Annotated in this window: 19 protein-coding genes; 11 read left to right on the forward strand and 8 right to left on the reverse strand. The window is 71.8% G+C overall.

What is annotated here, in order from left to right:
* Positions 1-58: 58 nt before the first annotated feature.
* Genes AB0C62_RS29675 through AB0C62_RS29685 form a run of 3 tightly spaced genes read right to left on the reverse strand, consistent with a single transcriptional unit; the run spans position 59 to position 5,003 of the window.
* Positions 59-3,586 (reverse strand): 5-oxoprolinase/urea amidolyase family protein, encoded by a 3,528-nt coding sequence (locus AB0C62_RS29675; RefSeq protein ID WP_362978283.1) that lies wholly within the window; start codon positions 3,584-3,586, stop codon positions 59-61.
* Complete coding sequence (locus AB0C62_RS29680; protein WP_362978285.1) at positions 3,583-4,182, reverse strand: urea amidolyase associated protein UAAP2; 600 nt, start codon at positions 4,180-4,182, stop codon at positions 3,583-3,585. The genes AB0C62_RS29675 and AB0C62_RS29680 overlap by 4 nt, the downstream gene beginning before the upstream one ends.
* Positions 4,179-5,003, reverse strand: coding sequence for an urea amidolyase associated protein UAAP1 (locus AB0C62_RS29685; RefSeq protein WP_362978287.1), 825 nt, complete (start codon positions 5,001-5,003; stop codon positions 4,179-4,181). Before AB0C62_RS29685 ends, AB0C62_RS29680 begins: the two co-directional genes overlap by 4 nt.
* A gap of 213 nt (positions 5,004-5,216) precedes the next feature.
* Between AB0C62_RS29685 and AB0C62_RS29690 the strand changes: the two genes are divergently transcribed.
* The 6 genes from AB0C62_RS29690 (at position 5,217) to AB0C62_RS29715 (ending at position 10,749) form a co-directional block, all read left to right on the forward strand.
* Positions 5,217-5,843 carry a helix-turn-helix domain-containing protein gene (locus AB0C62_RS29690; RefSeq protein WP_362978289.1) on the forward strand — a complete coding sequence of 209 codons (627 nt, stop codon included), beginning with the start codon at positions 5,217-5,219 and terminating at the stop codon, positions 5,841-5,843.
* 316 nt (positions 5,844-6,159) lie between these two features.
* Positions 6,160-7,755 carry an ATP-binding protein gene (locus AB0C62_RS29695; protein WP_362978291.1) on the forward strand — a complete coding sequence of 532 codons (1,596 nt, stop codon included), beginning with the start codon at positions 6,160-6,162 and terminating at the stop codon, positions 7,753-7,755.
* Positions 7,752-8,159, forward strand: a complete 408-nt coding sequence (locus AB0C62_RS29700) for a roadblock/LC7 domain-containing protein (protein ID WP_081223470.1) — start codon at positions 7,752-7,754, stop codon at positions 8,157-8,159. The genes AB0C62_RS29695 and AB0C62_RS29700 overlap by 4 nt, the downstream gene beginning before the upstream one ends.
* Entirely contained in the window at positions 8,156-8,605 is a 450-nt protein-coding gene (locus AB0C62_RS29705) for a DUF742 domain-containing protein (protein ID WP_362978293.1), read from the forward strand. Before AB0C62_RS29700 ends, AB0C62_RS29705 begins: the two co-directional genes overlap by 4 nt.
* Positions 8,586-9,206 carry an ATP/GTP-binding protein gene (locus AB0C62_RS29710; RefSeq protein ID WP_081223468.1) on the forward strand — a complete coding sequence of 207 codons (621 nt, stop codon included), beginning with the start codon at positions 8,586-8,588 and terminating at the stop codon, positions 9,204-9,206. The genes AB0C62_RS29705 and AB0C62_RS29710 overlap by 20 nt, the downstream gene beginning before the upstream one ends.
* 73 nt (positions 9,207-9,279) lie before the next feature.
* Complete coding sequence (locus AB0C62_RS29715; protein WP_362978295.1) at positions 9,280-10,749, forward strand: cytochrome P450; 1,470 nt, start codon at positions 9,280-9,282, stop codon at positions 10,747-10,749.
* Here the strand turns inward: AB0C62_RS29715 and AB0C62_RS29720 are convergent.
* The 4 genes from AB0C62_RS29720 to AB0C62_RS29735 form a co-directional block, all read right to left on the reverse strand.
* Positions 10,743-11,702, reverse strand: a complete 960-nt coding sequence (locus AB0C62_RS29720) for an RluA family pseudouridine synthase (protein WP_362978297.1) — start codon at positions 11,700-11,702, stop codon at positions 10,743-10,745. The two genes, AB0C62_RS29715 and AB0C62_RS29720, sit on opposite strands and share 7 nt — an antisense overlap.
* 4 nt (positions 11,703-11,706) lie before the next feature.
* Complete coding sequence (locus AB0C62_RS29725; RefSeq protein WP_362978299.1) at positions 11,707-13,248, reverse strand: amino acid permease; 1,542 nt, start codon at positions 13,246-13,248, stop codon at positions 11,707-11,709.
* A gap of 561 nt (positions 13,249-13,809) precedes the next feature.
* On the reverse strand, positions 13,810-14,646 hold the full coding sequence (locus AB0C62_RS29730; RefSeq protein ID WP_362978301.1) for a siderophore-interacting protein: 837 nt from the start codon (positions 14,644-14,646) through the stop codon (positions 13,810-13,812).
* A gap of 100 nt (positions 14,647-14,746) precedes the next feature.
* Complete coding sequence (locus AB0C62_RS29735) at positions 14,747-15,685, reverse strand: 5'-3' exonuclease (protein WP_362978327.1); 939 nt, start codon at positions 15,683-15,685, stop codon at positions 14,747-14,749.
* A 171-nt stretch (positions 15,686-15,856) separates the two neighbouring features.
* Between AB0C62_RS29735 and AB0C62_RS29740 the strand changes: the two genes are divergently transcribed.
* The 4 genes from AB0C62_RS29740 to AB0C62_RS29755 all read left to right on the forward strand — a co-directional run bounded on the left by AB0C62_RS29740 (position 15,857) and on the right by AB0C62_RS29755 (position 21,477).
* Positions 15,857-16,936, forward strand: coding sequence for a glycine betaine/L-proline ABC transporter ATP-binding protein (locus AB0C62_RS29740; protein WP_362978303.1), 1,080 nt, complete (start codon positions 15,857-15,859; stop codon positions 16,934-16,936).
* Positions 16,929-19,544: an ABC transporter permease/substrate binding protein gene (locus AB0C62_RS29745; protein WP_362978305.1), complete on the forward strand. Its 2,616-nt coding sequence runs from the start codon at positions 16,929-16,931 to the stop codon at positions 19,542-19,544. The genes AB0C62_RS29740 and AB0C62_RS29745 overlap by 8 nt, the downstream gene beginning before the upstream one ends.
* A gap of 571 nt (positions 19,545-20,115) precedes the next feature.
* Positions 20,116-20,697, forward strand: a complete 582-nt coding sequence (locus AB0C62_RS29750; RefSeq protein ID WP_362978307.1) for a helix-turn-helix domain-containing protein — start codon at positions 20,116-20,118, stop codon at positions 20,695-20,697.
* 66 nt (positions 20,698-20,763) lie between these two features.
* Positions 20,764-21,477 carry a helical backbone metal receptor gene (locus AB0C62_RS29755; protein WP_362978309.1) on the forward strand — a complete coding sequence of 238 codons (714 nt, stop codon included), beginning with the start codon at positions 20,764-20,766 and terminating at the stop codon, positions 21,475-21,477.
* Here the strand turns inward: AB0C62_RS29755 and AB0C62_RS29760 are convergent.
* Positions 21,446-22,597 (reverse strand): TDT family transporter, encoded by a 1,152-nt coding sequence (locus tag AB0C62_RS29760; RefSeq protein ID WP_362978311.1) that lies wholly within the window; start codon positions 22,595-22,597, stop codon positions 21,446-21,448. The genes AB0C62_RS29755 and AB0C62_RS29760 overlap by 32 nt on opposite strands.
* Before the next feature lie 70 nt (positions 22,598-22,667).
* Between AB0C62_RS29760 and AB0C62_RS29765 the strand changes: the two genes are divergently transcribed.
* On the forward strand, positions 22,668-23,594 hold the full coding sequence (locus AB0C62_RS29765) for a LysR family transcriptional regulator (RefSeq protein ID WP_362978313.1): 927 nt from the start codon (positions 22,668-22,670) through the stop codon (positions 23,592-23,594).
* The last annotated feature ends 92 nt before the right edge of the window (positions 23,595-23,686 follow it).

Genomic DNA, 23,686 nt, shown 5'->3' on the forward strand with positions numbered 1-23,686 from the left:
GCAGCCCCGGGCCCTGGGGTGAACGAGGGCGGGCAGGGTGCGTACGGCTGCTCGGGAGTCAGGGTGCCGGGGTCCGGGCCGGCGCCAGGACGAGCAGCGCCGTGCCGGCCTCGACCTGGTCGCCCGGTGAGACGAGGATCCGCTCGACCACCGCGTCGGTCGGCGCGGGCACCCTCGACTCCATCTTCATGGCTTCCAGGGCGAGAAGCGGCTGCCCGGCCGTCACCCGGGCGCCCGGCTCCACGTTCACCTGCCAGACGGACGCGGCGAACTCGGCCTCGACCAGGCGACCGCCCGCGGGGACGCTGATCTCGGCGGCCGGGGACGCCGGTGCCGTCGCGGCCTCCGCGCGGGTGAACTCGCCCGCCGCCTCCCAGGCGTCCCGTTCCGCCGAGAAGGCGCCGCCCTGCCGCGACCGGAACTCCGCTATGGACGCGGCGTTCTCGGCGAGGAAGGACTCGTACGCGGCCAGTGAGAAGGTGCCCTCCTCGATACGCGGCACGAAGCGACCGGAGATGATGTCGGCCCGCAGTTCGAGGAGTTCGTCCGCCTCCACCGGATACCACCTGACGCGGTCGAAGAAGCGCAGCAGCCAGGGCGAGCCCGGCTCGAACGCGCCGCGTTGCTGCCAGCCCGACCACACCTGGGTCGTCCGACCGACGAACTGGTAGCCGCCGGGGCCCTCCATGCCGTAGACGCACAGGTAGGCGCCGCCGATGCCGACCGAGTTCTCCGCGGTCCAGGTGCGGGCCGGGTTGTACTTCGTGGTGACCAGGCGGTGGCGGGGGTCGAGCGGGGTGGCGACCGGGGCGCCGAGGTAGACGTCGCCCAGCCCGAGGACGAGGTACTCCGCGTCGAAGACCGTGCGGTACACGTCGTCCACCGAGTCCAGGCCGTTCACCCGGCGGATGAACTCGATGTTCCACGGGCACCAGGGCGCGTCGTCGCGCACGCCCGCCATGTAGCGGGCGATCGCCTCGCGGGTGGCCGGGTCGTCCCAGGACAGCGGCAGATGGACCGTCCGGGAGGGGACGACGAGCTGGTCGCTCGGGGGAAGGGCGCGGACCGTCTCCCGTACCGCTTCCAGGAGTTGCCGCTGGGGGAGCCGGGACGGATCCGTCCGGATCTGGAGGGAGCGGATGCCCGGGGTGAGGTCGGCGACCCCGTCGAGACCGGCCTCCGTCACCGCCTCCATGAGCGCGTGGACCCGCATGCGCAGCGCGAGGTCCAGCTGCATGGGCCCGAACTCGACCAGCAGGTTGTCGTCGCCGCTGCGGCGGTACGTCACGTCGCCGTCCCGCGCGAGCACCCCGCCGTCGACGATCGCGGGGCGCGGCGAACCGTCGTCGGCCAGCGGCCCGAACCGTACGGTGTCGCCGGGGCGGAGCTGGCCGAGCTTCCAGCGCTCCGTGCTGACCACGGTGGCCGGGCAGACGAAGCCGCCGAGCGAGGGGCCGTCCGGGCCGAGGAGCACCGGCATGTCCCCGGTGTAGTCGACCGCGCCGACCGAGTAGGGCGTGTCGTGGATGTTCGACGGGTGCAGTCCCGCCTCGCCGCCGTCGGTGCGGGCCCAGCGCGGCTTGGGGCCGACGAGCCGTACGCCGGTGCGGGCCGAGTTGAAGTGGACCTTCCAGTCGGCGGCGTAGAAGTCGTGGATGTCGTCCTCGGTGAAGAACTCCGGTGCCGCGTGCGGGCCTTCGAGGGCGCCGATCCGCCACACGTCCGTGAACGCGGGGCGGTCGCCGAGCGGCACGGGGGCGCCGGAACCGGTGACGGCCCCGCCGTGCAGGACGTCGCCGGTGCGCAGGGCCCGGCCGCCGTGGCCGCCGAACCGGCCGAGGGTGAAGGTGGCGGCGCTGCCGAGGAAGGCGGGCACGTCGAGGCCGCCGCCGGCGAACAGGACGTAGGTGCGCAGGCCGTGCCCGGTGGGTGCGCCGATCTCCAGGACCGATCCGGCCGGTACGGTCACCGGCTCCCAGCTGCCGACCTCCGTCCCGTCCACCGTGACCCGCGCGGGCGCCCCGGTGACACACACCGTCGTCGCGTGAGTGAACCGCAACGCCGGTCCCTGCAAGGTGCATTCGAGCCCCGGCGCGCCGTCGATGTTGCCGAGAGCCCGGTTGCCGAGCCGGAAGGAGAGGTCGTCCATCGGGCCGCAGGGCGGGACGCCGACCTGCCAGTAGCCGGTGCGGCCCGGCCAGTCCTGCACGGTGGTGAGCGTGCCGCCGGACACGACCTCGATCCGCGGGGTGGGGTCCGTCACGGTGGCCAGGGTCGCCGTGGAGTGGGCCGCCCGTCGGAAGGCGGGCTCGGCGAGCGCGGCCCGCACCAGCCCGAGGTTGGTCTCGATGCCGTCCACCCGGGTCCTGGCCAGCGCCTCGTCGAGCCGCTCCAGGGCGTGTGCGCGGTCGGTGCCGTACGCGACGACCTTGGCGAGCATCGGGTCGTACGAGGTGGTGACCTCCGTGCCGGTCTCGATCCAGCCGTCCACACGGACACCGCCGGGGAACTCGACCCGAGTCAACAGGCCCGCACTCGGCCGGTGTTCGCGCGAGGGGTCCTCGGCGTAGAGCCGGGCCTCGACCGCGTGGCCGCGCGGCGTCCCCGGGTCCCGTACGACGGAGGACTCGCCGCGGGCCAGCCGCAGCATCCAGGCGACGAGGTCGACGCCGTAGATCTCCTCGGTGACCGGATGTTCCACCTGGAGACGGGTGTTGACCTCCAGGAAGTAGGCCTCCTCGCGGGCGGCGTCGTACACGAACTCGACGGTGCCGGCCGAGCGGTAGTCCACCGAGGCGCACAACTTCCGTGCGGCGGTCGCGAGTCGGTCCCGCACCGCCGCGGGAAGGCCCGGCGCCGGTGCCTCCTCCAGGACCTTCTGGTTGCGGCGCTGGAGCGAACAGTCGCGGTCGCCGAGGGTGACGACCCGGCCGAGGCCGTCGCCGAAGACCTGGACCTCGACGTGGCGCGCGTCCTCGACGAGGCGTTCCAGGAAGACCCCGGACGAGGAGAAGGAGGCCGCCGCGATCCGCTGGACCCGCTCCCAGGCCTCGGCCAGTTCGGCGTCCGAGCGACATGCCGACATACCGATTCCGCCGCCACCGCCCGTGGCCTTGAGCATCACGGGATAGCCGATGCGCCCGGCGGCCTCCAGGGCCTCGGTGAGCCCGGTGAGCAGTTCCGTGCCCGGGGCCAGCGGCACGCCCGCGGCCCGGGCCGCCGCCCGCGCCGTGTGCTTGGCGCCGAACAGCTCCAGCTGCTCCGGCGTCGGACCGACGAACACGATGCCCGCGTCCTCGCAGCGGCGCGCGAACGCCGCGTCCTCCGACAGGAATCCGTACCCCGGGTGGATCGCCCCGGCCCCGGTGTCCTTGGCCGCCTTCAGGACGAGGTCGGCGTCGAGGTAGGACTCCTTGGCGGGCGCGGGGCCGAGCCGTACCGCCTCGTCGGCGAGCCGGACGTGCGGGGCGGCGCGGTCGGCGTCGGAGTACACGGCGACCGTGCGCAGGCCGAGTTCGCGGGCGCTGCGGATGATCCGGACCGCGATCTCGCCGCGGTTGGCGACGAGCAGGGTGTCGAACGTCATGCGGACGCTCCGATCGTCACCGCGACCGCGGTCGGTTCGAAGCCGTTGCACGGGTTGTTGATCTGGGGGCAGTTGGACACCAGGACGATCACGTCGCGCTCCGCGCGCAGCGTCAGCCGCAGTCCGGGGGCGGAGATGCCGTCGACGATGCCGAGGGTGCCGTCCTTCTCGACCGGCACGTTCATGTACCAGTTGATGTTCGAGACGAGGTCGCGCTTGCCGAGCCCGTACCGGGCGCCCTCGGCGAGGAAGTTCTCGACGCAGGCGTGCTGGGACCAGGTGTGGTGCCCGTACCGCAGGGTGTTCGACTCCTTGGAGCAGGCGCCGCCGACCGTGTCGTGCCGGCCGACCTCGTCCTCGGTGACGGTCATCAGCGGGGTGTGTTCGTTCGACATCAGGACACTGCCGGTGGTCAGGAAGATGCCGCCCTGCGCCTGGATGGTGTCGGGCGCGCTGTAGCGGACGGTGGTGTCCCCGGCGTCGTACACCAGGAAGTCGACGGCCTGGTTGCCGTGCAGGTCGGTGACGGTGAGCGTCTCGCCGGTGCGGACGACCGCCGACCAGGCGGCCCGGGCCGGGACGGTGACGTGGGTCATGCGAGCCCCCTCGTGGCAAGGAATTCTGCGGTGTTGAGGAAGGCGCGGCGGCCCTCGGGCGTGGCCTCCCACAGCGGATCGCCCGGAGAGGTCGCCGCCGAGCGCCAGGCCAGCACCTCCAGCGGGGTGCTCGTGTAGGCGGCGCGCGGGTCGGCCGGGTGCGGCACGTTCGCGATGAGCACGGTGACGTCCTGTTCGGCGCGCAGGGTGAGGCTCCCGCCGGGGCCGGACGAGCCGGTGAAGTCCAGCGAGCCGTCCTCGCGCACCTCCACGCCCTGGAAGAAGGAGAGCGACGGGGGCAGGTCCCGCGGCCCGAGCCCGTTCTTGGCGGCGGCCAGCTTGAACAGCTCGCGTCCGGCCGGGGACGCGGACTGCGGTGTCCCGTCCCCGTAGCGCCGGGTGTTGCGTACGAGCGTGGAGGTACCGCACAGGGCGTCGTGCCGGCCGGAGGAGTCGCTGACCACCGAGGCCAGGACGCGGCCCTGGTCGGAGAGGAGGAGCTGTCCCTCGCCCAGGTAGGCGTTCCACTGGACCTTGACGGTGTCCGCGACGTTCAGGCGCTCCCACGGCCGGTCCGCGACGTGCAGCAGCAGGTGCGCGCAGGCGTCGCCCGCGAGGTCCGTCAGCCGTACCTCCGTGCCCCGGGCCAGCACCTTGTGCGTGTAGTTGCCGCCCGCCACCGTCTCCGCCCACACCAGGTGGCCCGCCTCGCAGGGCGGCGCGGGCCAGTCACCCGCGGGGACCACGGGCATGGCCTCGGCTCGGGTCCCCTCCTGGGCGCGGGCGTGGTCGCGTGCTCCGTGCGTGGTCGCTGTCGCCATCGCGGGTCCTCCGGCTCCTGGGTCATTTCTGTCGCCCGACAGAAATTAGGGGCGGGGTGGGTCGGCGCCATGTCCCGTGTGTTGCCGCGCCGTTACCGGTCCCTCACGGGTGACGCCCGTGAGGGACCGGACTGCGGGGGACCGTGTGGCGGAGTCGGGCGCGGGGATCCCGGTGCCCGGCCGGTGCGCACCGCGTGTGCGAGGATCGAACGCATGGGAACGGACGGCGGGCGACGGGTCGGCAGGCCGCGTGCCGCGCAGCGGCCGGACAGCGGACTCACACCGCGTGCCGAACTGCTCGACGCGGCGGCCGAGTTGTTCACCACGCGGGGGTACGCCGCCACCACCACCCGCGCCGTCGCCGAGCGCGCGGGCATGCGCCAGGCGTCCATGTACCACTACGTGTCCGGCAAGGAGGAGCTGCTCGCCGAGCTCCTGGAGTCCACGGTCACCCCCTCGCTGGCCCTCGCCCGCCGGCTCCTCGCCGAGGACACGGCGCCCGCCGGGAGCAGGCTGTGGCAGCTGTGCCGCACCGACGTGGAACTGCTGTGCGGCGGCCCGCACAACCTCGGCGGCCTCTATCTGCTGCCCGAGGTGCGTGCCGAACGCTTCGCCGGGTTCCACGCCGTGCGCGCGGAACTCAAGGACACCTACCGCCAGTTGCTGGCGGCCACCCCGGCGGGCGGCGCACTCGCCAAGAGTGACCTGGACCTGCGGACGGACCTCGTGTTCGGGCTGATCGAGGGCGTCATCCTCGTGCACCGCTCCGATCCGGACCGCCCCGTGTCCGCCTTCGCCGAGGCCACCGCGGACGCCGCGCTGCGCATCGCCGGAATCTGAGACTCCGAGCCCCCGTCACCTCTGCGGGCTGCGAGTTTCGCATGCCCGTACGTGGTCACGCACCGTGTGCGAACGGAGGCTCAGCGTGCAAATGGGGCCGAGGGTACTCCAGTCGCGAGGGCGATTTCAGGTGCTTGCTGAATATGTCACGACGATGATCCGGTCGGACTAAGCTCGCCCGCAGCGCACCGAGTTGAGATGTATTCGTGCGCTTGTTCCCAAAAGTTCCGAAGATTCAGTTTGCTCCCTACCGATCCATACCGTTTCCCCCACAAAAATCCCCCACCCCCCAGCCGACCTGTCTCAGAGGGCATACATGGTGAGTGTTCAATCGCCTCCCGGTGGCCGTGAACTTCCTTACGCGCGGGTGCTGTTGCTGCCCGCGATACTGATGGCCGTGGCCACCGGCGCCGCAGTCGCCCTGGTGACGGAGCCGGCCCGGTCCGCGGTCGCGCTGTGCGGCGGCTTCGCCACCCTGCTGGTCATCGCGATCGGCGGCGAGGCCGTCCGCCGCGGCCGGGTCGCCCGGGAACTGCGGGCCGACTTCGCACGCCGCACCGCGTACCTGGAACAGCGCATCGCCGCGCACGACCGGGAGATCGTGCACTTCACCGAGGAGATCGTCCCGCTCGCGCTCGACCGGCTGCACGGCGGGGACTCCCCCTCGGAAGTCGTGCGCACGCTGGGCCGCGACGACCCCGACCATCGCGAACTCCCCGAGCCCCAGAAGGACCTGCTGAAGAAGCTGCTCAAGATCGTCGACACCGAGGAGTCGATGCGCGACGCCGCGCAGCGCTCCTTCGTCAACATCGCCCGGCGCGTGCAGGCCATCGTCCACCAGCAGAACAACGAACTCCGCGAGATGGAGGAGGACCACGGGCGCAACCCCGAGGTCTTCGACGACCTGCTGCGCATCGACCACGGAACCGCGCTGATCGGCCGGCTCGCCGACTCCATCGCCGTGCTCGGGGGCGGCCGCCCCGGACGCCAGTGGCCCGAGCCCGTACCGCTGTTCAGCGTGCTGCGCGGCGCGATGTCGCGCATCCTGGAGTACCGGCGCATCGAGCTGCACAACATCGTCGACGTCGCCGTCACGGGCGTCTCCGTCGAACCGCTCATCCACGCGCTGGCCGAACTCCTCGACAACGCCACCCGCTACTCGCCGCCGCACACCAAGGTGCACGTCACCGCCATCGAGGTGCAGACCGGCGTCGCCATCGAGATCGAGGACGGCGGCGTCAGCCTCAGCGACGAGTCCCGCGGCAAGATCGAGGAACTCCTCCGGCTGGCCGCCGCGGGCGTCGACCCGAACGTCATGGGCCAGGCACCCCGGCTCGGTATGGCGGTCGTCGGCCGACTCGCGCAGATGTACAGCATGCAGATCTCGCTGCGGCAGTCCGCGTACGGCGGTGTGCGAGCCGTCCTCGTCGCCCCGCGCGACATGCTCACCACCGACTTCGCGCCCGGTCTCGCGCACGGCATCGGAGCCACCTCCGTGACGGGCATCGACAACGGCGGGGTCGAGGCTCCCGCCCGTAAGCCCAAGAAACGCCGCCCCACCACCGGACCCCGCGTCCCCTCGTCGAGCGGCGACCCCCGCGACCCCCGCGAGGACGACGTCCCGGTCGTCACCGAGTGGGCGCCGAACGGCCTGCCGCAGCGCCGCAGTCGGGTCAAGGTGCCCCTCAGCCAGCGGATCGCCGAGGCACGGGCGCTGGAGGCCGCGGAGGCCGCCGGCACCGGACCCTCGTGGGCGCCCGCGCCCGAACCGGAGGAGAAGGACGAGCCCGAACCCGGCCTGTGGGTCGAGGCGTTCATGAACGGCCTCAAGGGCGACCCCGACCCGACCGCATTCAGCACGGACAACCAGCCGGCCCCTGCCGAGGGCGATGACGAGGGGGACCTCAAGTGATCCAGCAGCGAGCGAACTTCGACTGGATGCTCAAGGATCTCGCCGACGGGGTGCCGGGCATCCGGCAGATCGTCGTGCTCTCCGCCGACGGACTGCGCATCGCCCGCTACGGCGGCGACCCGGACGCCGCCGACCGCGTCGCCGCGGCCTGCGCCGGCCTGCAGAGCCTCGCCGGAGCGGTGGCGGGCGAGATCCCCAACAGCGACGGCCGGATGCGCATGGTGATCATCGAGATCAACGGCGGCTACTTCTACCTGATGTCGGCGGGCCCCAACGCCTACCTCGCGGTGCTCGCCAACCAGACCGCCGAGCCCGGCCTGATGAGCAACCGCATGCGCGACCTCGTCGTCCGCATCGGCGCCCATCTGACGAGCCCGCCGCGGCGCAACGGGCAGACCGTATGACTCCTCCGCAACGCCGGCGGCGCCAACCCGAGGAAGGGCCCCCCGAACCCGTCACGACGGACGTCCCCCTCGCGGGCCCCGAAGGCCCCGAGGGGGAGGACGGCGAGGGCAAACCGAAGAACCCCGAGCGCCTCTACGTCCTCACGGGCGGCGCCGAGAACGGCGACCGGGCCGAACTCGACCTCGTCACCCTCGTCGTGGCGCGCGCCGAGTCACCGCCCCCCGCCACCCAGCCGGAGCAGTCCGCCCTGCTGCGGCTGTGCAAGGCCCCTCTGTCCGTGGCCGAGCTCTCGGCCTATCTCAACCTGCCGTTCAGCGTGGTGACCGTCCTGCTCACCGAGCTGCTGGCGGCCGAACTGGTGAAGGCGCGCGCCCCGATCGTCCGTCAGGCGCTCCCCGACCGTTCCCTCCTCGAAGCGGTGATGCATGGACTTCAAAAGCTCTGACACCATCACGGGCCCTCGCGCCGAGGACCACCTCCCGCACACCACGCAGGCGGCGGTCAAGATCGTGATCGTGGGCGGCTTCGGAGTCGGCAAGACGACCATGGTGGGCTCCGTCAGTGAGATCAAGCCACTGACGACCGAGGAGACCATGACGCAGGCCGGCATCGGAATCGACGACAACTACGGGTCCGAGACCAAGACGGCGACCACGGTGGCCATGGACTTCGGCCGGATCTCCATCACCGACCAACTGGTGCTCTACCTGTTCGGCACCCCCGGCCAGGAACGCTTCTGGTTCCTGTGGAACGGCCTGTTCGAGGGAGCCCTCGGTGCCGTGGTGCTGATCGACACCCGCCGGCTGGAGGTCAGCTTCGACGTCATCGGCCGCCTGGAGGAACGCGGCGTGCCGTTCGTCGTCGCCATGAACGACTTCCCCGACGCGCCGCGGTACCCCGTCGAGGAACTGCGGGCCGCGCTCGACCTGCCCGACGAGATCCCGATCGTGAAGTGCGACGCCCGGCGCAGAGCGTCGAGCCGGGACACCCTGATGACGCTGATGCGGTTCCTGCACTCGCTGGCGATGACCTCGTCGCCCGCCTGAGACCCGTACGGCGACGGCACCCGCACGACAACTCCCCTTCACAAGCTCTCATTTCAGCTTCGGAGCGATCATCGTGACGCCTGAATCCCACTCCCTGACCGGCACCCAGGACCCCACACTCGGCCCGCCGCCCGGCTGCCCCGCCCACGGCACCGGCCCGGGCGGCCTGCGCCGCCTCTACGGCCCGGAGGCGGAGGACCTGGGCGCCCTGTACGAGAAACTCCGCGCCGAACACGGCGCCGTCGCCCCCGTGCTGCTCCACAACGACGTGCCGATCTGGGTCGTCCTCGGGCACGGCGAGAACCTCCACATGGTCAGTACGCCCTCCCACTTCGCCCGCGACAGCCGGCTGTGGAGCGCCGTCCAGGACGGCACCGCGGGCGACGACCACCCGCTGGCCCCCCACATCGCCTGGCAGCCCATCTGCTCCCACGTCGAGGGCGACGAACACCTGCGGCTGCGCGGAGCGGTCACCGGCGCCATGTCCACCATCGACTTCCGCAGCCTGCGCCGCTACATCAACCGCGCCACCCAGCGCCTGGTCAACGACTTCTGCGAACTCGGCGAGGCCGACCTGGTCGGACAGTTCGCCGAGCACCTGCCGATGTCCGTGCTCTGCGAGATCATCGGCATGCCCGAGGACTACAACGACCGTATGGTGCAGGCCACCCGCGACCTGCTCAAGGGCACCGACACCGCCATCGCCAGCAACGAGTACGTGATGAGCGTGCTCACCCAGCACACCGCGCGGCGCCGCGCCAGGTCCGAGGACGACTTCACCAGCCACCTCATCAACCACCCGGCCGGACTCACCGACGACGAGGTCGCCCAGCACCTGCGGCTCGTCCTCCTCGCCGCCTACGAGGCCACCGCCAACCTCATCGCCAACGTGCTGCGCATGGTCCTCACCGACCCGCGCTTCCGCGCCCAGCTCAACGGCGGGCAGATGACGGTGCCCGAGGCGGTCGAGCAGTCCCTGTGGAACGAACCGCCGTTCAGCGCCGTCCTCGGCTACTTCGCGAAGCAGGAGACCCAACTGGGCGGTCAGCGCATCCGCAAGGGCGACGGACTCCTCTTCGGGATCGCGCCGGGCAACATCGACCCCCGCGTCCGTCCCGACCTGGCCGCCAACATGCAGGGCAACCGCTCCCACCTCGCCTTCGGCGGCGGGCCCCACGAGTGCCCCGGCCAGGACATCGGCCGCGCCATCGCCGACGTCGGCGTCGACGCGCTGCTGCTGCGGCTGCCCGACGTCGAACTCGACGGCCCCGAGAGCGACCTGCGCTGGCGCGGGTCCATGTCGTCACGCCACCTCGTGGACCTGCCCGTACGCTTCCAGCCCCGGCCGCCGCAGGACGTCATGCAGCGGCCCTCGGTCCGCGCGCTGCCCGTCCAGCGGCCCGGCTGGCAGGTCACCAGCGAGGGTGCGGCGCCGACCGCGTCCGCGGCGCACCCGGCACCCGCCCAGCCGGCCCCGGCACCTGAGCCCGCCCACCGGCTCGGCGCCTGGCAGCGTCTCGTGCGCTGGTGGCGCGGCTACTGATCCCCGGCCGGGCCCCCCGACCAGGCGTCGTACGCGGCCCATGCCTCCAACTCCCGTCCAGTGACGAAGCGATGGGCCGCTCCGGTGACCGGATCGGTGAACTCCAGTACCCGCGCCAGCAGTTGCAGCGGACGCCGGAAGTCACCGGCCGGCACCGGCCCGGTCACCTCCGGGTAGAGCGGATCGCCGAGCAACGGCACTCCCAACGCCGTCATGTGGACGCGGAGTTGGTGGGTCTGCCCGGTGCTCGGCGTGAGCCGGTAGCGCCCGAGTCCGCCCCGGTGCTCCGCCAGCTCCACCCGGGTGACCGCGTTCGGCTCGCCCGCCACCTCGCGCGCGGCCATCACCCCGCGCTCCTTGAGGATGCGGCTGCGCACCGTACGGGGGAGGACGAGACCGGGATCGTACGGGGCCACCGCCTCGTACTCCTTGGCGATCAGCCGGTCACGGAACAGCGACTGGTAGGCGCCGCGTTCCCCGGGCCGCACGGTGAACAGCACCAGGCCGGCGGTCAGCCGGTCCAGCCGGTGCGCCGCGCCCAGCTCCGGCAGGTCCAGCTCCCGGCGCAGTCGCGCGAGGGCCGTCTCGGCCACATGGCTGCCGCGCGGGGTGGTGGCGAGGAAGTGCGGCTTGTCGGCGACCACGATGTGTTCGTCGCGGTACACCACCTCCAGCGGGAACGGCACCCGTTCCTCGTCCGGCAGCTCCCGGTGGAACCACACGAACATCCCCGGCTCATAGGTCGTCGAGGCGGTCAGGGGCCGTCCGTCCTCGCCGACGAACAGCCCCTCGCCCAGCATCGCGTCGACGACCCCGTCCCCCGCCGCCAGCCGCTCCACCAGGTGCTCCCGGACGGTGGCCCAGCTCCCCTCCGACGGCAGCCTGATCCGCACGGGGTCGACCCCGTGGCGCTGCGGGAGGGGAGAGGGCGGGATCCGGGGCTTGCGTCTCACCTGGTCAAGCGTACGAGGCCGCGGCCGCCTCCGGTGCCGCCGCCCGCGTCCGGTACGCGCGGTACGCCGCGCCCGCGACCAGGGTGACGCCGAGGAAGAGCAGGGTGAACCACTGGAAGTACCAGTGCCCGCCCGCCGGGTCGTACACCGTGGCGCGCGGCCACGCGAGGTTGACGGTCATGAAGAGGCCGTAGACGAGGGCGAGCGCGTTGACCGGGACGCCCCAGCGGCCGAGCGAGAAGAGCGGGGCGCCCGTCTCGTCGGTGCCGTCGGCGGAGAACTCTCCGCGCAGCCTGCGCACCAGCAGGGGGCCGGTGACCATCGCGTACGCGAGGTACAACATCACGATGCAGGTGGTGCCGATGGCGAGGAACGCGTCCGGCGAGGCGAAGTTCAGGAGGAGCAGCGCGGCGGCGAGGACACCGACGACCAGGGCGGGGGCGCTCGGCATGCCGGTGCGCGGGTTGACCTTCGCGAGCCGTCCCGAGAAGGGGAGCTGCCGGTCGCGCGCCATCGAGAAGAGCATGCGGCAGGCGGCGGTCTGGATCGCCAGGGTGGCCACCGCGACGGCTACCACCACGTCCGCGAGCAGCGCGCGGCCCACACCGTCACCCAGGCTGCTCGTGAGGACGTAGCTGAGACCGTCGACGCCGAGGCGGCCGTCGGTCAGGCTCGGCGCGGCCAGCAGTCCGCCCAGCACGATCAGGCCGCCGAGCAGACCGGCCGCGCCGAGGGCGGTGAGGATCGTACGGGGCGCGGTGCGGCGGGGGTTGTGGGTCTCCTCGCTCATCTCGCCGGCGCTGTCGAAGCCGATCATCACGTAGGCGGCCATGAACGAGCCCACCATCAGCGCCCCGAGCAGGCCCGTCCCGCCCGCGCCGGTGTGGAAGGTGATGCCGGGGGAGCGCTCGGAGTGGGTGAGCAGCAGCACGACGATCAGGACGGCGCCGATGATCTCTGCGGTGACGCCGATCCGGTTGACCACGGACATCACCCGGTTGTCGAGGACGTTGACCAGCGTGGTGAGGACGAGCAGGACGACGCCGAGGACGGCCGCGTTGGCCGCGCCGTCCGGGCTGGTCGGGGCGGGGTCGTCGCCCACGACTTGGAAGCCGGACCAGATCGCGGGCAGCACCATCTGCAGCGCGAGCGCCGCGGCGGCGACCACCACGACCTGTCCGATCACCATGATCCAGCCCGCGAACCAGCCGAAGGAGAGGTTCGACAGGCGCGAGGACCACTGGTAGATCGCGCCGGAGATCGGGTAGCGCGCGGCCAGTTCGGCGAAGCAGGCCGCCACCGCGAGCTGGCCGATCAGGACGGCCGGCCAGGTCCAGAAGAAGACGGGACCGCCGAAGGCGTAGCCGAACGCGAAGAACTGGAAGACGGTCGTGAGGACGGAGATGAAGGAGAAGCCGGCGGCGAACGAGGCGTACCGGCCGAGGCTGCGGTGCAGCTCCTGGCGGTAGCCGAACGCGGTCAGGGAGCGGTCGTCGGGGGACTGCGGCGGATCGGGGCGTACGTCGGAGGGAGCGGTGGTGGTCACGGCGGCACCTGCCTTCGGCGCGGAAGGGCGAACGGGATTCCTGTCGGGTGACAGAAATTAGGGAGGCCCTGTTTCGCTCGCGTGACGCGGCCGTGTCGACGACGGGCCGAAGTCCTCACGGGGCTGCCGGGGGTGTGGAGTCGTGCGCTCCCGCCGCCCGTCGGGCGTGGATCGGAGCGGGCGGGCCACCGCCGTCCAGGAGGATCGGGGGTGCGCTGCTCTCACCGGTGCGCTGCCGACACCGGGTGTGCCGGTGTCACTGGGTGCGCCGCCGTCAGCGGCTCTGCCGGGTGCACATGGTGGGGGAGGGGCGCCGCTTCCCGTGTCTGTGCCTGCGCCTGCCTGCGCCTGTACCTGCCTGCGCCTGCGCCTGTGGCCGTGTGCTGGGCGGCTTCGGCTCGTGGCCGGGGTCACGCTATGACGTGACGTCAACTCACCGCGGGTGGGCGCCGATCCGCAGTGCTCCACGGGGTCACGGGCGCCCGACCGGCCCGCGCGCATACGTCAGGAGGCGGCCCGCGCCGCGGTCGCCGCCTCCTGGTGCTGCCGGGGTGGTGGGTGTCAGGCCGACGCCTCCTGCTCCGCCTCCACCTGGGCGTTCCACTCCCGCTTCGACGCCTGCCAGCCGTCCTCGTTGTGGCCGAGGCGCCAGTAGCCGGAGATGGACAGGTCGTCGCGCGGGATCTCGCGTTCGACGCGCAAGAGCTTGCGCAGTTCCTTGACGAAGCCCGCCTCGCCGTGGACGAAGGCGTGCACCCGGCCCGCCGGGAACTCCAGGCCGCGTACGGCCTCGACCAGGGCCCTGCCGACCGGCCGGTCCCCGCGGTGCAGCCAGACGACGTCCGCGTCGGAGTCGATCTTCTGCTCCTCCTCGGGGCCCGAGACCTCGACGAAGGCGCGGACCACGGAGCCGTCGGGCAGCGATTCCAGGGCGGCGGCGATGGCCGGCAGCGCGCTCTCGTCACCGGCGAGCAGATGCCAGTCGGCGTCGGTGTCCGGGGCGTAGGCGCCGCCGGGGCCCATGAAACGGACGACTTCGCCCGGCTGCACCTTCAACGCCCAGGGGCCGGCGAGTCCTTCGTCGCCGTGCACCACGAAGTCCAGGGTCAGCTCGCGCACTTCGGGGTCCCAGGCGCGCACGGTGTACGTGCGGGTCACCGGCCACTGCTCGCGCGGGAACTCCTCGCGGATGCGCTGCAGGTCGAAGGGCTCCGGGTAGGTCACGCCCTCGGCGCCGAACAACAGCTTCACGTAGTGGTCCGTGCTGGTGCCCGTGGCGAAGTCGGCGAGGCCCTCGCCGCCCAGCACGACCCGCTGCATGTGCGCGGTCAGCCGCTCGGTGCGGACGACCGTCGCGGAGTGCGGCTTCCTGGGCTTGCGTTCCGGGCGCTCTGCCATGACTGCCTCCTGGTCAACATAGTTAGGCTTACCTAAGTTAGCACTCCTTCCTTGGTGGCACCCATGCGTGGGCGCCACCAGTTATGCCGGAAGGGTTCTGCTATGTCTCCAGCGTGGCGAGGAGTCGGTGCAGCGATCCACCGAGACCCCAGCGCGCCGCGAGTTCGTCCAGTGCGGCGGGGTCGCGCGGGGCGCGCGGCAGGGTCGTGTCCACCTCGGGCAGCGGCACGTCACCGGCGACCTTGACCACGGTGGGCGCCACGGCGACGTAGGGCCGCGACTCTGCGAGACGTTTGCGCTGCGAAGGGGTCAACTTCGCCTTCGGGTCGTCGACCGCGGCCATGATCGCGGCCAGGTCACCGAACTCGGCGAGCAGTTTGGCCGCGGTCTTCTCGCCGATCCCGGGCACCCCGGGCAGCCCGTCGCTCGGGTCGCCGCGCAGCGTCGCCAGATCCGCGTACCCCGTGCCGTCCACTCCGTACTTCTCGCGCAGCCAGGCCTCGTCAGTGAGCTGGAGCGTCCCGACGCCCTTGAGGGGATACAGGACGCGCACCCCGCGCGCGTCGTCGACGAGCTGGTAGAGGTCGCGGTCGCCGGTGACGATGTCCACCGGGCCGGTGGCGCGGCCGGTGAAGGTGCCGATCACGTCGTCCGCCTCGTACCCCGCGACGCCCACGCGGGCGATGCCCAGCGCGTCCAGGACGTCCTCGATGACGGGCACCTGCGGCGAGAGGGTGTCCGGCACCTCCTCCTCGTCCGGGCCGGTCTCGGTCTCGACCGCCACCCGGTGCGCCTTGTACGACGGGATCAGGTCGACCCGCCACTGCGGACGCCAGTCCGCGTCCATGCAGGCCACCAGGTCGTCGGGATGGTGGTCCTTGACCAGGCGGTCGATGAACTCCAGCAGCCCGCGCACGGCGTTCACCGGCGTGCCGTCCGGGGCCCGCACGGATTCCGGCACGCCGAAATAGGCGCGGAAGTACAGCGAGGCGGTGTCGAGGAGCATGAGTCGTCGAGTCTGCTGTGTCACGAACCGCATCATGCCGTACGCCACTGACAGTGACCTGGACCACTCCCGTGTTTGCATTGTGTAAGCGTGGGCAGGCGCCGCCTCTGAGCGAACTCGGTTGTGCATTCAACCGCCACCAGTTGTCGGGAACGTCGTAGGCGTTCGTTCAGCCCGTTCCCCTGTCCGACCGAGAGGCACCACGTGTCATCCAGGCTTGAGGCCGACCATCTGTACAAGGTGTTCGGAAGACGACCAGAAGCGGCCGTGGAGCGGCTCCGTGACGGAGTCGACCGTGAGGAACTGCGCGCCGACGGCACCACCGCCGCCGTGATCGACGCGTCCTTCACCGTCGAGCCGGGCCAGATCTTCGTCGTCATGGGCCTGTCCGGATCCGGCAAGTCCACGCTGCTGCGCATGCTCAACGGACTGCTGGAGCCCACCGCCGGACACGTGCGCTTCGACGGCCAGGACCTGACCGGCCTGAGCGCCCGCGACCTGCGCGAGGTCCGCTCCCGCAAGATCAGCATGGTCTTCCAGCACTTCGCGCTGTTCCCGCACCGCAGCGTGCTGGAGAACGCCGCCTACGGCCTGGAGGTCCAGGGCGTCCCGGCGGCCGAGCGCAAGGAGCGGGCGACCAAGGCCCTCGAACTGGCCGGCCTCGCCGGCTGGGAGAAGTCCTGGCCCGACGAGCTGTCCGGCGGTATGCAGCAACGCGTGGGTCTCGCCCGCGCGCTCGCCACCGACGCCGACCTGCTGCTCATGGACGAGTCGTTCAGCGCCCTCGACCCGCTGATCCGCCGCGACATGCAGGACCAGTTGATCGAGCTCCAGAAGAAGCTGAAGAAGACCATCGTCTTCATCACCCACGACCTGAACGAGGCCATGCGCCTGGGCGACCGGATCGCCGTCATGCGCGACGGCCGCATCGTCCAGACAGGCAGCGCCGAGGACATCCTCGTGCGCCCCGCCGACGACTACGTCGCCTCCTTCACCCAGGACGTCGACCGCTCGCGTGTACTGACCGCGGGCGCCGTCATGGACACCGCGATACGTGGCGACGAGGCCGACTGCGCGTGCGAGACCGCCGCGCCGGACACCTCCTTCGTGGACCTCTGCGCGATCAGCGCCCGTCTCACCCACCCGGTCGCGGTCGTCGACACGAAGCACACCCTCGTCGGGGTCGTCCCCCGGCAGCGCCTCGTCGGCTTCCTCGGCGACGAACAGGGCACGCCCGAGCCGTGTCCCAGCCCGCGGAACGAGGAGGTGAAGGCCGGTGCCTAGGATCCCCTTCGGCGACTGGGTCAACGACGCGGTCGACTGGCTGCTGAACCACATGGCGTGGCTCTTCGACTTCCTCAAGACCGTGTTCTCCGGCACCTACGACGGCATCGACGCCGTCCTCCAGGCGCCCCAGCCGCTCCTCCTCGCCGGCATCTTCGCCGTCATCGCCTTCTGGCTGCGCGGCACTTCCGCCGGTGTCCTCACCTTCGTGGGCTTCGCCTTCATCGACTCCCTCGAACTGTGGGAGGACGCGATGGTGACCCTCTCGCTGGTCCTCGTCGCGACGCTCATCGCGCTCGTCGTCTCGGTGCCCGTCGGCATCTGGGCGGCCCGCTCCGACCGGGTCAGCGGCATCGTGCGGCCCGTGCTCGACTTCATGCAGACGCTGCCCGCGATGATCTACCTCATCCCGGCGATCCTGTTCTTCGGCACCGGTGCCCCCGCCGGCATCGTCGCCACCCTGATCTTCGCGCTGGCCCCCGGTGTCCGCATGACCGAGCTGGGCATCCGGCAGGTCGACAAGGAACTGGTCGAGGCCGCCGACGCGTTCGGCACCACCCCGCGCAACACCCTGCTGCGCATCCAGCTTCCGCTGGCGCTGCCCACCGTCATGGCGGGCGTCAACCAGGTCATCATGCTGGGCCTGTCCATGGCCGCCATCGCGGGCATGGTCGGCACCGGCGGTCTCGGCGGCGACGTCAACGAGGCCATCGGCCAGCTGAACGTCGGCCTCGGCTCCGAAGCCGGCGTCGCCATCGTGATCCTCGCCATCTACCTCGACCGCATGACCAGCGCGCTGGGCACCCAGGTCTCCCCGCTCGGCCGTCGCGCCGCCGCCAAGCTGCGCGCCGCACAGGGCCTGAAGATCTGGTCGTACCGTCCGCGTCCCGTCGTGGCCATGGCGGGCGTCGTCGTCCTCGCCCTGGTCGCGGGCGGCATGGGTGTCTTCGGCGGTGCGGGCTCGCCCTCCACCGCGGCCGACGGCGAGAACGTCGGCCAGGGCAAGAAGGTCACCATCGGCTACATCCCCTGGGACGAGGGCGTCGCCTCCACCTTCCTCTGGAAGGAGATCCTGGAGGAGCGCGGCTACCAGGTCGACGTCAAGCAGTTCGACGCCGGCCCGCTCTACACCTCGCTCGCCCAGGGCGACGTCGACTTCGAGACCGACTCCTGGCTGCCGACCACGCACGCGCAGTACTGGAAGAAGTACGGCAAGCAGCTCGACGACCTGGGCTCCTGGTACGGGCCGACGTCCCTGGAGCTGTCGGTGCCCGCCTACATGAAGGGCATCGACTCCCTGGAGGACCTCAAGGGCAAGGCCGGCACCTTCGGGGGCAAGATCACCGGCATCGAGTCCAGCGCCGGAATGATGGGCCTGCTCAAGAGCAAGGTGCTCAAGGCGTACGGGCTCGACAAGGAGTACAAGGTCGTCGACAGCTCCACGCCGGCGATGCTGGCCGAGCTGAAGCGCGACTACGCCGCGAAGAAGCCGATCGTCGCCACCCTGTGGTCGCCGCACTGGGCCTACAGCGACTACAAGCTGAAGAAGCTCAAGGACCCCAAGGGCGCCTGGGGCAAGGGCGACGGCGTGCACACGCTGTCCCGCAAGGGCTTCGCCCAGGACAACCCGGTCGTCGGCCAGTGGCTGAAGAACTTCAAGATGACCGAGAAGCAGCTCACCGACCTCGAGGCCGAGATCAACAAGGTCGGCAAGGGCAAGCAGCAGGACGCCGTGCGCGCCTGGCTGAAGAAGAACCCCGGCGTCGTCGACAAGCTGGCCCCGGTCAAGAACGCTTCCGCCGGGACCCCGGCCGAGGCCAAGCGCGCGCTGGACGTCGCCTGGTTCCCCTGGGACGAGGACGTCGCCGTCACCTACCTCTGGAAGAACGTGCTGGCCCGTCGCGGCTACACGCTCAACCTGAAGCAGATGGACGTCGGCCCGGTCTACACCGGCCTGGCCTCCGGCGACCTCGACCTCAACTTCGACGCCTGGCTGCCGTACGCCCAGTCCAACTACTGGGACCAGCACAAGAAGGACCTGAACGACCTCGGTACCTGGTACAAGCCGACCTCCCTGGAGGTCGCGGTCCCCTCGTACGTGAAGGACGTCAAGTCCCTCGCCGATCTCAAGGGCAAGTCGAAGACCTTCGGCGGGAAGATCATCGGTATCGAGCCGGGCACCGGTGAGATGAACCTCCTGAAGAAGAAGGTCCTTCCGGGCTACGGCCTCGACAAGGAGTACAAGGTCGTCGACGGCTCGACGCCCGCGATGCTCGCCGAGCTGAAGCGCGCGTACGCCAAGAAGGAGCCGGTCGCGGTCGTGCTGTGGTCGCCGCACTGGGCCTACAGCGAGTACAAGCTCACCAAGCTCGCCGACGACAAGAAGCTGTTCGGCGAGGGCAACACGATCCGCACCATCTCCAGCAAGAAGTTCCCGGGTCAGTACCCGAAGCTCACCGAGTGGATCAAGAACTTCAGGATGAGCGAGGCCGAACTCGGCAGCCTGGAGAGCGAGATCAAGCAGCGCGGGCAGGGACACGAGGAGGACGCCGTGTCCGCGTGGCTCAAGGAGCACCCGGACATGGTGCAGCGGATGACCCCGCAGTAGCCGTCGAGCGGTTCACCCCCAAGGGTGGCGGACGGTTCACTCCGAGGGGTGGTCCTCGCCGCACCGGTCTTGACCGGGGCGACGAGGACCACCCCTCGGGGCTTTCCCGGACCGGCGAATCCCTCCCTTCCGGACGCCGGCCGGGTACCGCGCGGATGCCGGCCCGCACACCCGGGCGAGGGCGACCGGCGGTCGCGTACTGGCGTACGAGGAGAGATCCGGACAACTGCTGACGGTGGCGCGGCCGCGTCCGGCGGTCCGCTCCGACGGCCAACCGGGCCCCGGAGCACCTCACTTCACGTCGTCCTGGCGCGGTGACCCGGTCCGGAGCGTCGGCGCCGCCCGGTCGGCGGGTCGTCTCGTGCCGCGTGGGAGAGCCGGGTGCGAAGGGGCGCGAGGAGGCCGGTCCGGCGCGAACTGTAACCCTCACACTCCCTCGATGTGACAGCGATGTGACGGGTCCATGAAACGGTTTGCCGAACATGCGTAGGGTGCAAACAACTCATCAGAAGGAGCGGGCCGGAAACCGGACGGTTCGTGGACCGACGAGACGAGGGAGGGAGCCGGAGCGATGGGCGACCACAAAGAACAACCGCTTCGCGTGGGTGCGGCCGTTCGCCGGAGGCGCCGGGCGCTGCGACTCACCCTCGCCGTCGTGGCCGAACGCAGTGGCCTGTCGGTTCCCTTTCTCAGCCAGGTGGAGAACGAGCGGGCGCGGCCCAGCAGAAGTTCCCTGGAGAGAGTCGCCGGAGCCCTCGACACCACCGCCGCCGAACTGCTCGCCGCGGCCGACCCGGCGTGCAGTGTCGATGTCGTGCGCGCCGACGCGAGCGCCGAGTTCGGTCCCGAAGCGGAGGTGCGCCCCCTGGTGCGCGGTCACCACCAGCTGCACGCCACCGAGTTCACCGGCGACCACGACGAGGGACGCGAACTCCAGCACCGCAACGACAAGTTGATGTACGTGTGCGACGGCGCCGTCGAGGTGGAGGCGGAGGGCCGCGCCCATCGCCTCGGACGCGGCGACACGCTCTACCTGACGGGCGGCGTCCGGCACCGCTGGCGCGCCACCGTGCCGGACACCCGCGTGATCGTCGTGGAGGTCGCCGACCACATCGACGCGGTGGAGGACCGGCACCGCTTCGGCAGGCGCTGACCGGTGGCACCGGGCGCGACCGACCACGTCCCGACGACGGGGGAGAGGCGGCCGAAGGGCCCGCGCGTGGTGTCGCTCGTGCCCTCCCTCACCGAGGCCGTGGCGGTGTCCCTGCCGGGCGTCCTCGTGGCCGCCACCGACTGGTGCACCCACCCCGCGGGCCTCGACGTCCAACGGATCGGCGGCACCAAGAACCCCGACGTCGACACCGTCGCACGGCTCGCGCCCGACCTCGTCGTCGCCAACGAGGAGGAGAACCGGGAGCCCGATCTGACCGCCCTGCGCCAGGCCGGCATCGAGGTCCTGGTCACCGAGGTGCGGGACGTGCCGGATGCCCTGCGCGAACTCGACCGGGTGCTCCGGGCCTGCGGGGCGCGCGGTCGTCCCCGGTGGCTGGACGCGGCGGAGGCCGCGTGGGCCGAGCCGCCCGCGCCCGAGCACCGCCGCAGCGCGGTCGTGCCCGTCTGGCGGCGGCCCTGGATGGTGCTCGGCCGGGACACGTTCGCCGGTGACGTGCTCGCGCGACTCGGCGTCGACAACCTGTACGCCGACCACGAGGACCGCTACCCGCGCGTCCCGCTCGCCGAACTGACCGCCGCCTCCCCCGACCTGGTCGTCCTGCCCGACGAGCCGTACCGCTTCACCCCCGACGACGGACCCGAGTCCTTCCCGGGCACCCCCTGCGCCCTGGTCGACGGCCGAATGCTGACCTGGTACGGGCCCTCGATGGCCGAGGCACCGGGGAGGCTCAGCGCGGCGCTGCGAGCAGCCGGCCGCTGATCAGGCCCCGGGCGGTGCCCACGGCGGCCACCGACCACGCGGCCACCAGCAGGGCGTAGAGCGTGACGGCGAGGACGTCGAAGGCGGCCAGGCCGGTGTGCCGGGCCAGGCTCTCCGCCCCGGTCGCGCAGGTGCCCAGCGGGAAGGTGAACGCCCACCAGGTCATCGCGAAGCCCATGCCCCGGCGGCGGGCCCGGACGACCAGGGCGGCGGCCAGCGTGAGCCACAGCAGGGCGAACCCCATGACGGGAACGCCGTAGAGGACGGCGAAGAAGGCGAAGCCCCGGGCGTACGAGGCGGACAGCGCACCCGGAGCCACGTCGGCGAACTTGCCGACCGCGGTCGTCGACTGGCCCAGCGGGCCGAGCACCAGGAACAGCGTCGGGGTCAGCGCGAGGGGCGGCGGACCCGAGGTGACGAGCCGGGCGAACACCATCGGCAGCATCACGAGGACGGCGAGCAGGCTGAGCCCGAACAGCGCGACGCAGCCGAGGAGCAGCGTCTGGCGGGGCTGACCGGCCGGCAGATGCGGCACCAGCAGCGGGCCGAGGGCCGCCGACACCATCGGGGCGACGAGCGGCAGCAGCCACACCGGGGACGCCTGCCCCGGCTCGATCCGGTGGTGGACGACCATGAGGTACGGGACGGCCACCGCGGCGGCGAGTCCGAGCGCGGTCCCGGCCGTGAACAGGACGGTGTCCACGGCGACCGCCGCCCCTGTTCCGATCCAGTCCGCGCCGACCACCAGGGTCCCGCCGCCGACGGCGAGCAGCGCCATCGCGAGGCACCCGTAGAACGGGGCCGTCGCCGGGTCGAGGAGATGCGCCCGGGCCTGGTCGGGGTGGTGCCTCCAGTGCACGGCACGGGCGGCGAGCAGCGCCACCAGCATCGTGAGGGACAGCGCCCACACCACGGCGCAGGCCGTGCGCAGCCCCGGCACCTGGACCGGCAGCCCCGCGCCCGCCGTCGCCACGATCGCCGTGCCCATCACCGACGCGTACCAGTTCGGGCCGAGATGACGGACCGCGGCGACGGCCCGGTCCCGAGTCGTGTGCGGGGACCGCGTGACACGGACGGCGTCGGCCGGGTCGGCGGAGAAGGGCTGGGCTGCGGTGACCATGCCCCCACGGTCGCGCGGGTCCGGGCTCCCCACCAGGGAGCTTGCACCTATGAGGGCATAAGCTGAGTTTATGAGTAGCAGTGCTGGTGAGGAACGGGCCGGACGCGGGATCGCGCACCGGGTGCCCGATCTGGGCGCGCTGGAACTGCTGCTCGCGGTGGCGCGGCTCGGGAGCCTCGGGCGCGCCGCACGCGAGCTGGGGATCACGCAGCCGGCCGCCAGCAGCCGGATCCGCTCCATGGAACGTCAGCTCGGCGTGGCGCTCGTGGACCGTTCTCCGCGCGGCTCCCGGCTCACCCACGAGGGAGCCCTCGTCACGGACTGGGCGCGCCGGGTGGTCGACGCGGCCGAGGCGTTCGACGCGGGGGCGCAGGCGCTGCGGGACCGGCGGGACTCACGGCTGCGGGTGGCCGCGAGCATGACGATCGCCGAGTACCTGCTGCCCGGCTGGCTGATCGCCCTGCGCGCCCAGCGGCCCGACACGGCGGTGTCGTTGCGCGCGGGGAACTCGGCCGCCGTCGCCGAGCGGCTCCTCGCCGGGGAGGCGGACCTCGGATTCGTCGAGGGGCTCTCCGTGCCGACCGGGCTCGACGCCACCGTCATCGCGCGCGACCGGCTGATCGTGGTCACGGCGCCCGGGCATCCCTGGGCGCGCCGCCGCGCTCCGCTCGCCGCGGCCGAGCTGGCGGACACGCCGCTGATCCTCCGGGAGGAGGGGTCGGGGACGCGGCAGGTGCTCGACGCCGCGCTCGGGGGGCTCGCGCGTCCGCTCATCGAGCTGTCCTCCACCACCGCGGTGAAGGCGGCGGCGGTGAGTGGGGCGGGGCCCGCCGTGCTCAGTGAACTCGCCCTCGGGGAGGAGTTGTCCGGGCGGCGGCTCGTGAGCATTCCGCTCGCGGATGTCCGGCTGGCCCGGGACCTCCGCGCCGTCTGGCCCACCGGCCACCGGCCCACGGGCCCGGCCCGCGACCTGCTGTCCCTGACCCGGGGCGCGTAGGCGTCTTTCGCCCCCTCCGCCCCTACCCGTCCCGTACCCGGGGGCGCTGCCCCCGGACCCCCCGCTCCTCAAGCGCCGGAGGGGCTGACTTC

Origin of the sequence: Streptomyces sp. NPDC048643, assembly GCF_040650615.1 — a bacterium.
Classification (GTDB): Bacteria; Actinomycetota; Actinomycetes; order Streptomycetales; family Streptomycetaceae; genus Streptomyces.

Bases quoted from the DNA above. Each gene is read 5' to 3' on its own strand.
- AB0C62_RS29675 (WP_362978283.1), bottom strand. From the start codon at position 3,586: ATGACGTTCGACACCCTGCTCGTCGCCAACCGCGGCGAGATCGCGGTC.
- AB0C62_RS29680 (WP_362978285.1), bottom strand. From the start codon at position 4,182: ATGACCCACGTCACCGTCCCGGCCCGGGCCGCCTGGTCGGCGGTCGTC.
- AB0C62_RS29685 (WP_362978287.1), bottom strand. From the start codon at position 5,003: ATGGCGACAGCGACCACGCACGGAGCACGCGACCACGCCCGCGCCCAG.
- AB0C62_RS29690 (WP_362978289.1), top strand. From the start codon at position 5,217: ATGGGAACGGACGGCGGGCGACGGGTCGGCAGGCCGCGTGCCGCGCAG.
- AB0C62_RS29695 (WP_362978291.1), top strand. From the start codon at position 6,160: ATGGTGAGTGTTCAATCGCCTCCCGGTGGCCGTGAACTTCCTTACGCG.
- AB0C62_RS29705 (WP_362978293.1), top strand. From the start codon at position 8,156: ATGACTCCTCCGCAACGCCGGCGGCGCCAACCCGAGGAAGGGCCCCCC.
- AB0C62_RS29710 (WP_081223468.1), top strand. From the start codon at position 8,586: ATGGACTTCAAAAGCTCTGACACCATCACGGGCCCTCGCGCCGAGGAC.
- AB0C62_RS29730 (WP_362978301.1), bottom strand. From the start codon at position 14,646: ATGGCAGAGCGCCCGGAACGCAAGCCCAGGAAGCCGCACTCCGCGACG.
- AB0C62_RS29735 (WP_362978327.1), bottom strand. From the start codon at position 15,685: ATGCGGTTCGTGACACAGCAGACTCGACGACTCATGCTCCTCGACACC.
- AB0C62_RS29750 (WP_362978307.1), top strand. From the start codon at position 20,116: ATGGGCGACCACAAAGAACAACCGCTTCGCGTGGGTGCGGCCGTTCGC.
- AB0C62_RS29760 (WP_362978311.1), bottom strand. From the start codon at position 22,597: ATGGTCACCGCAGCCCAGCCCTTCTCCGCCGACCCGGCCGACGCCGTC.
- AB0C62_RS29765 (WP_362978313.1), top strand. From the start codon at position 22,668: ATGAGTAGCAGTGCTGGTGAGGAACGGGCCGGACGCGGGATCGCGCAC.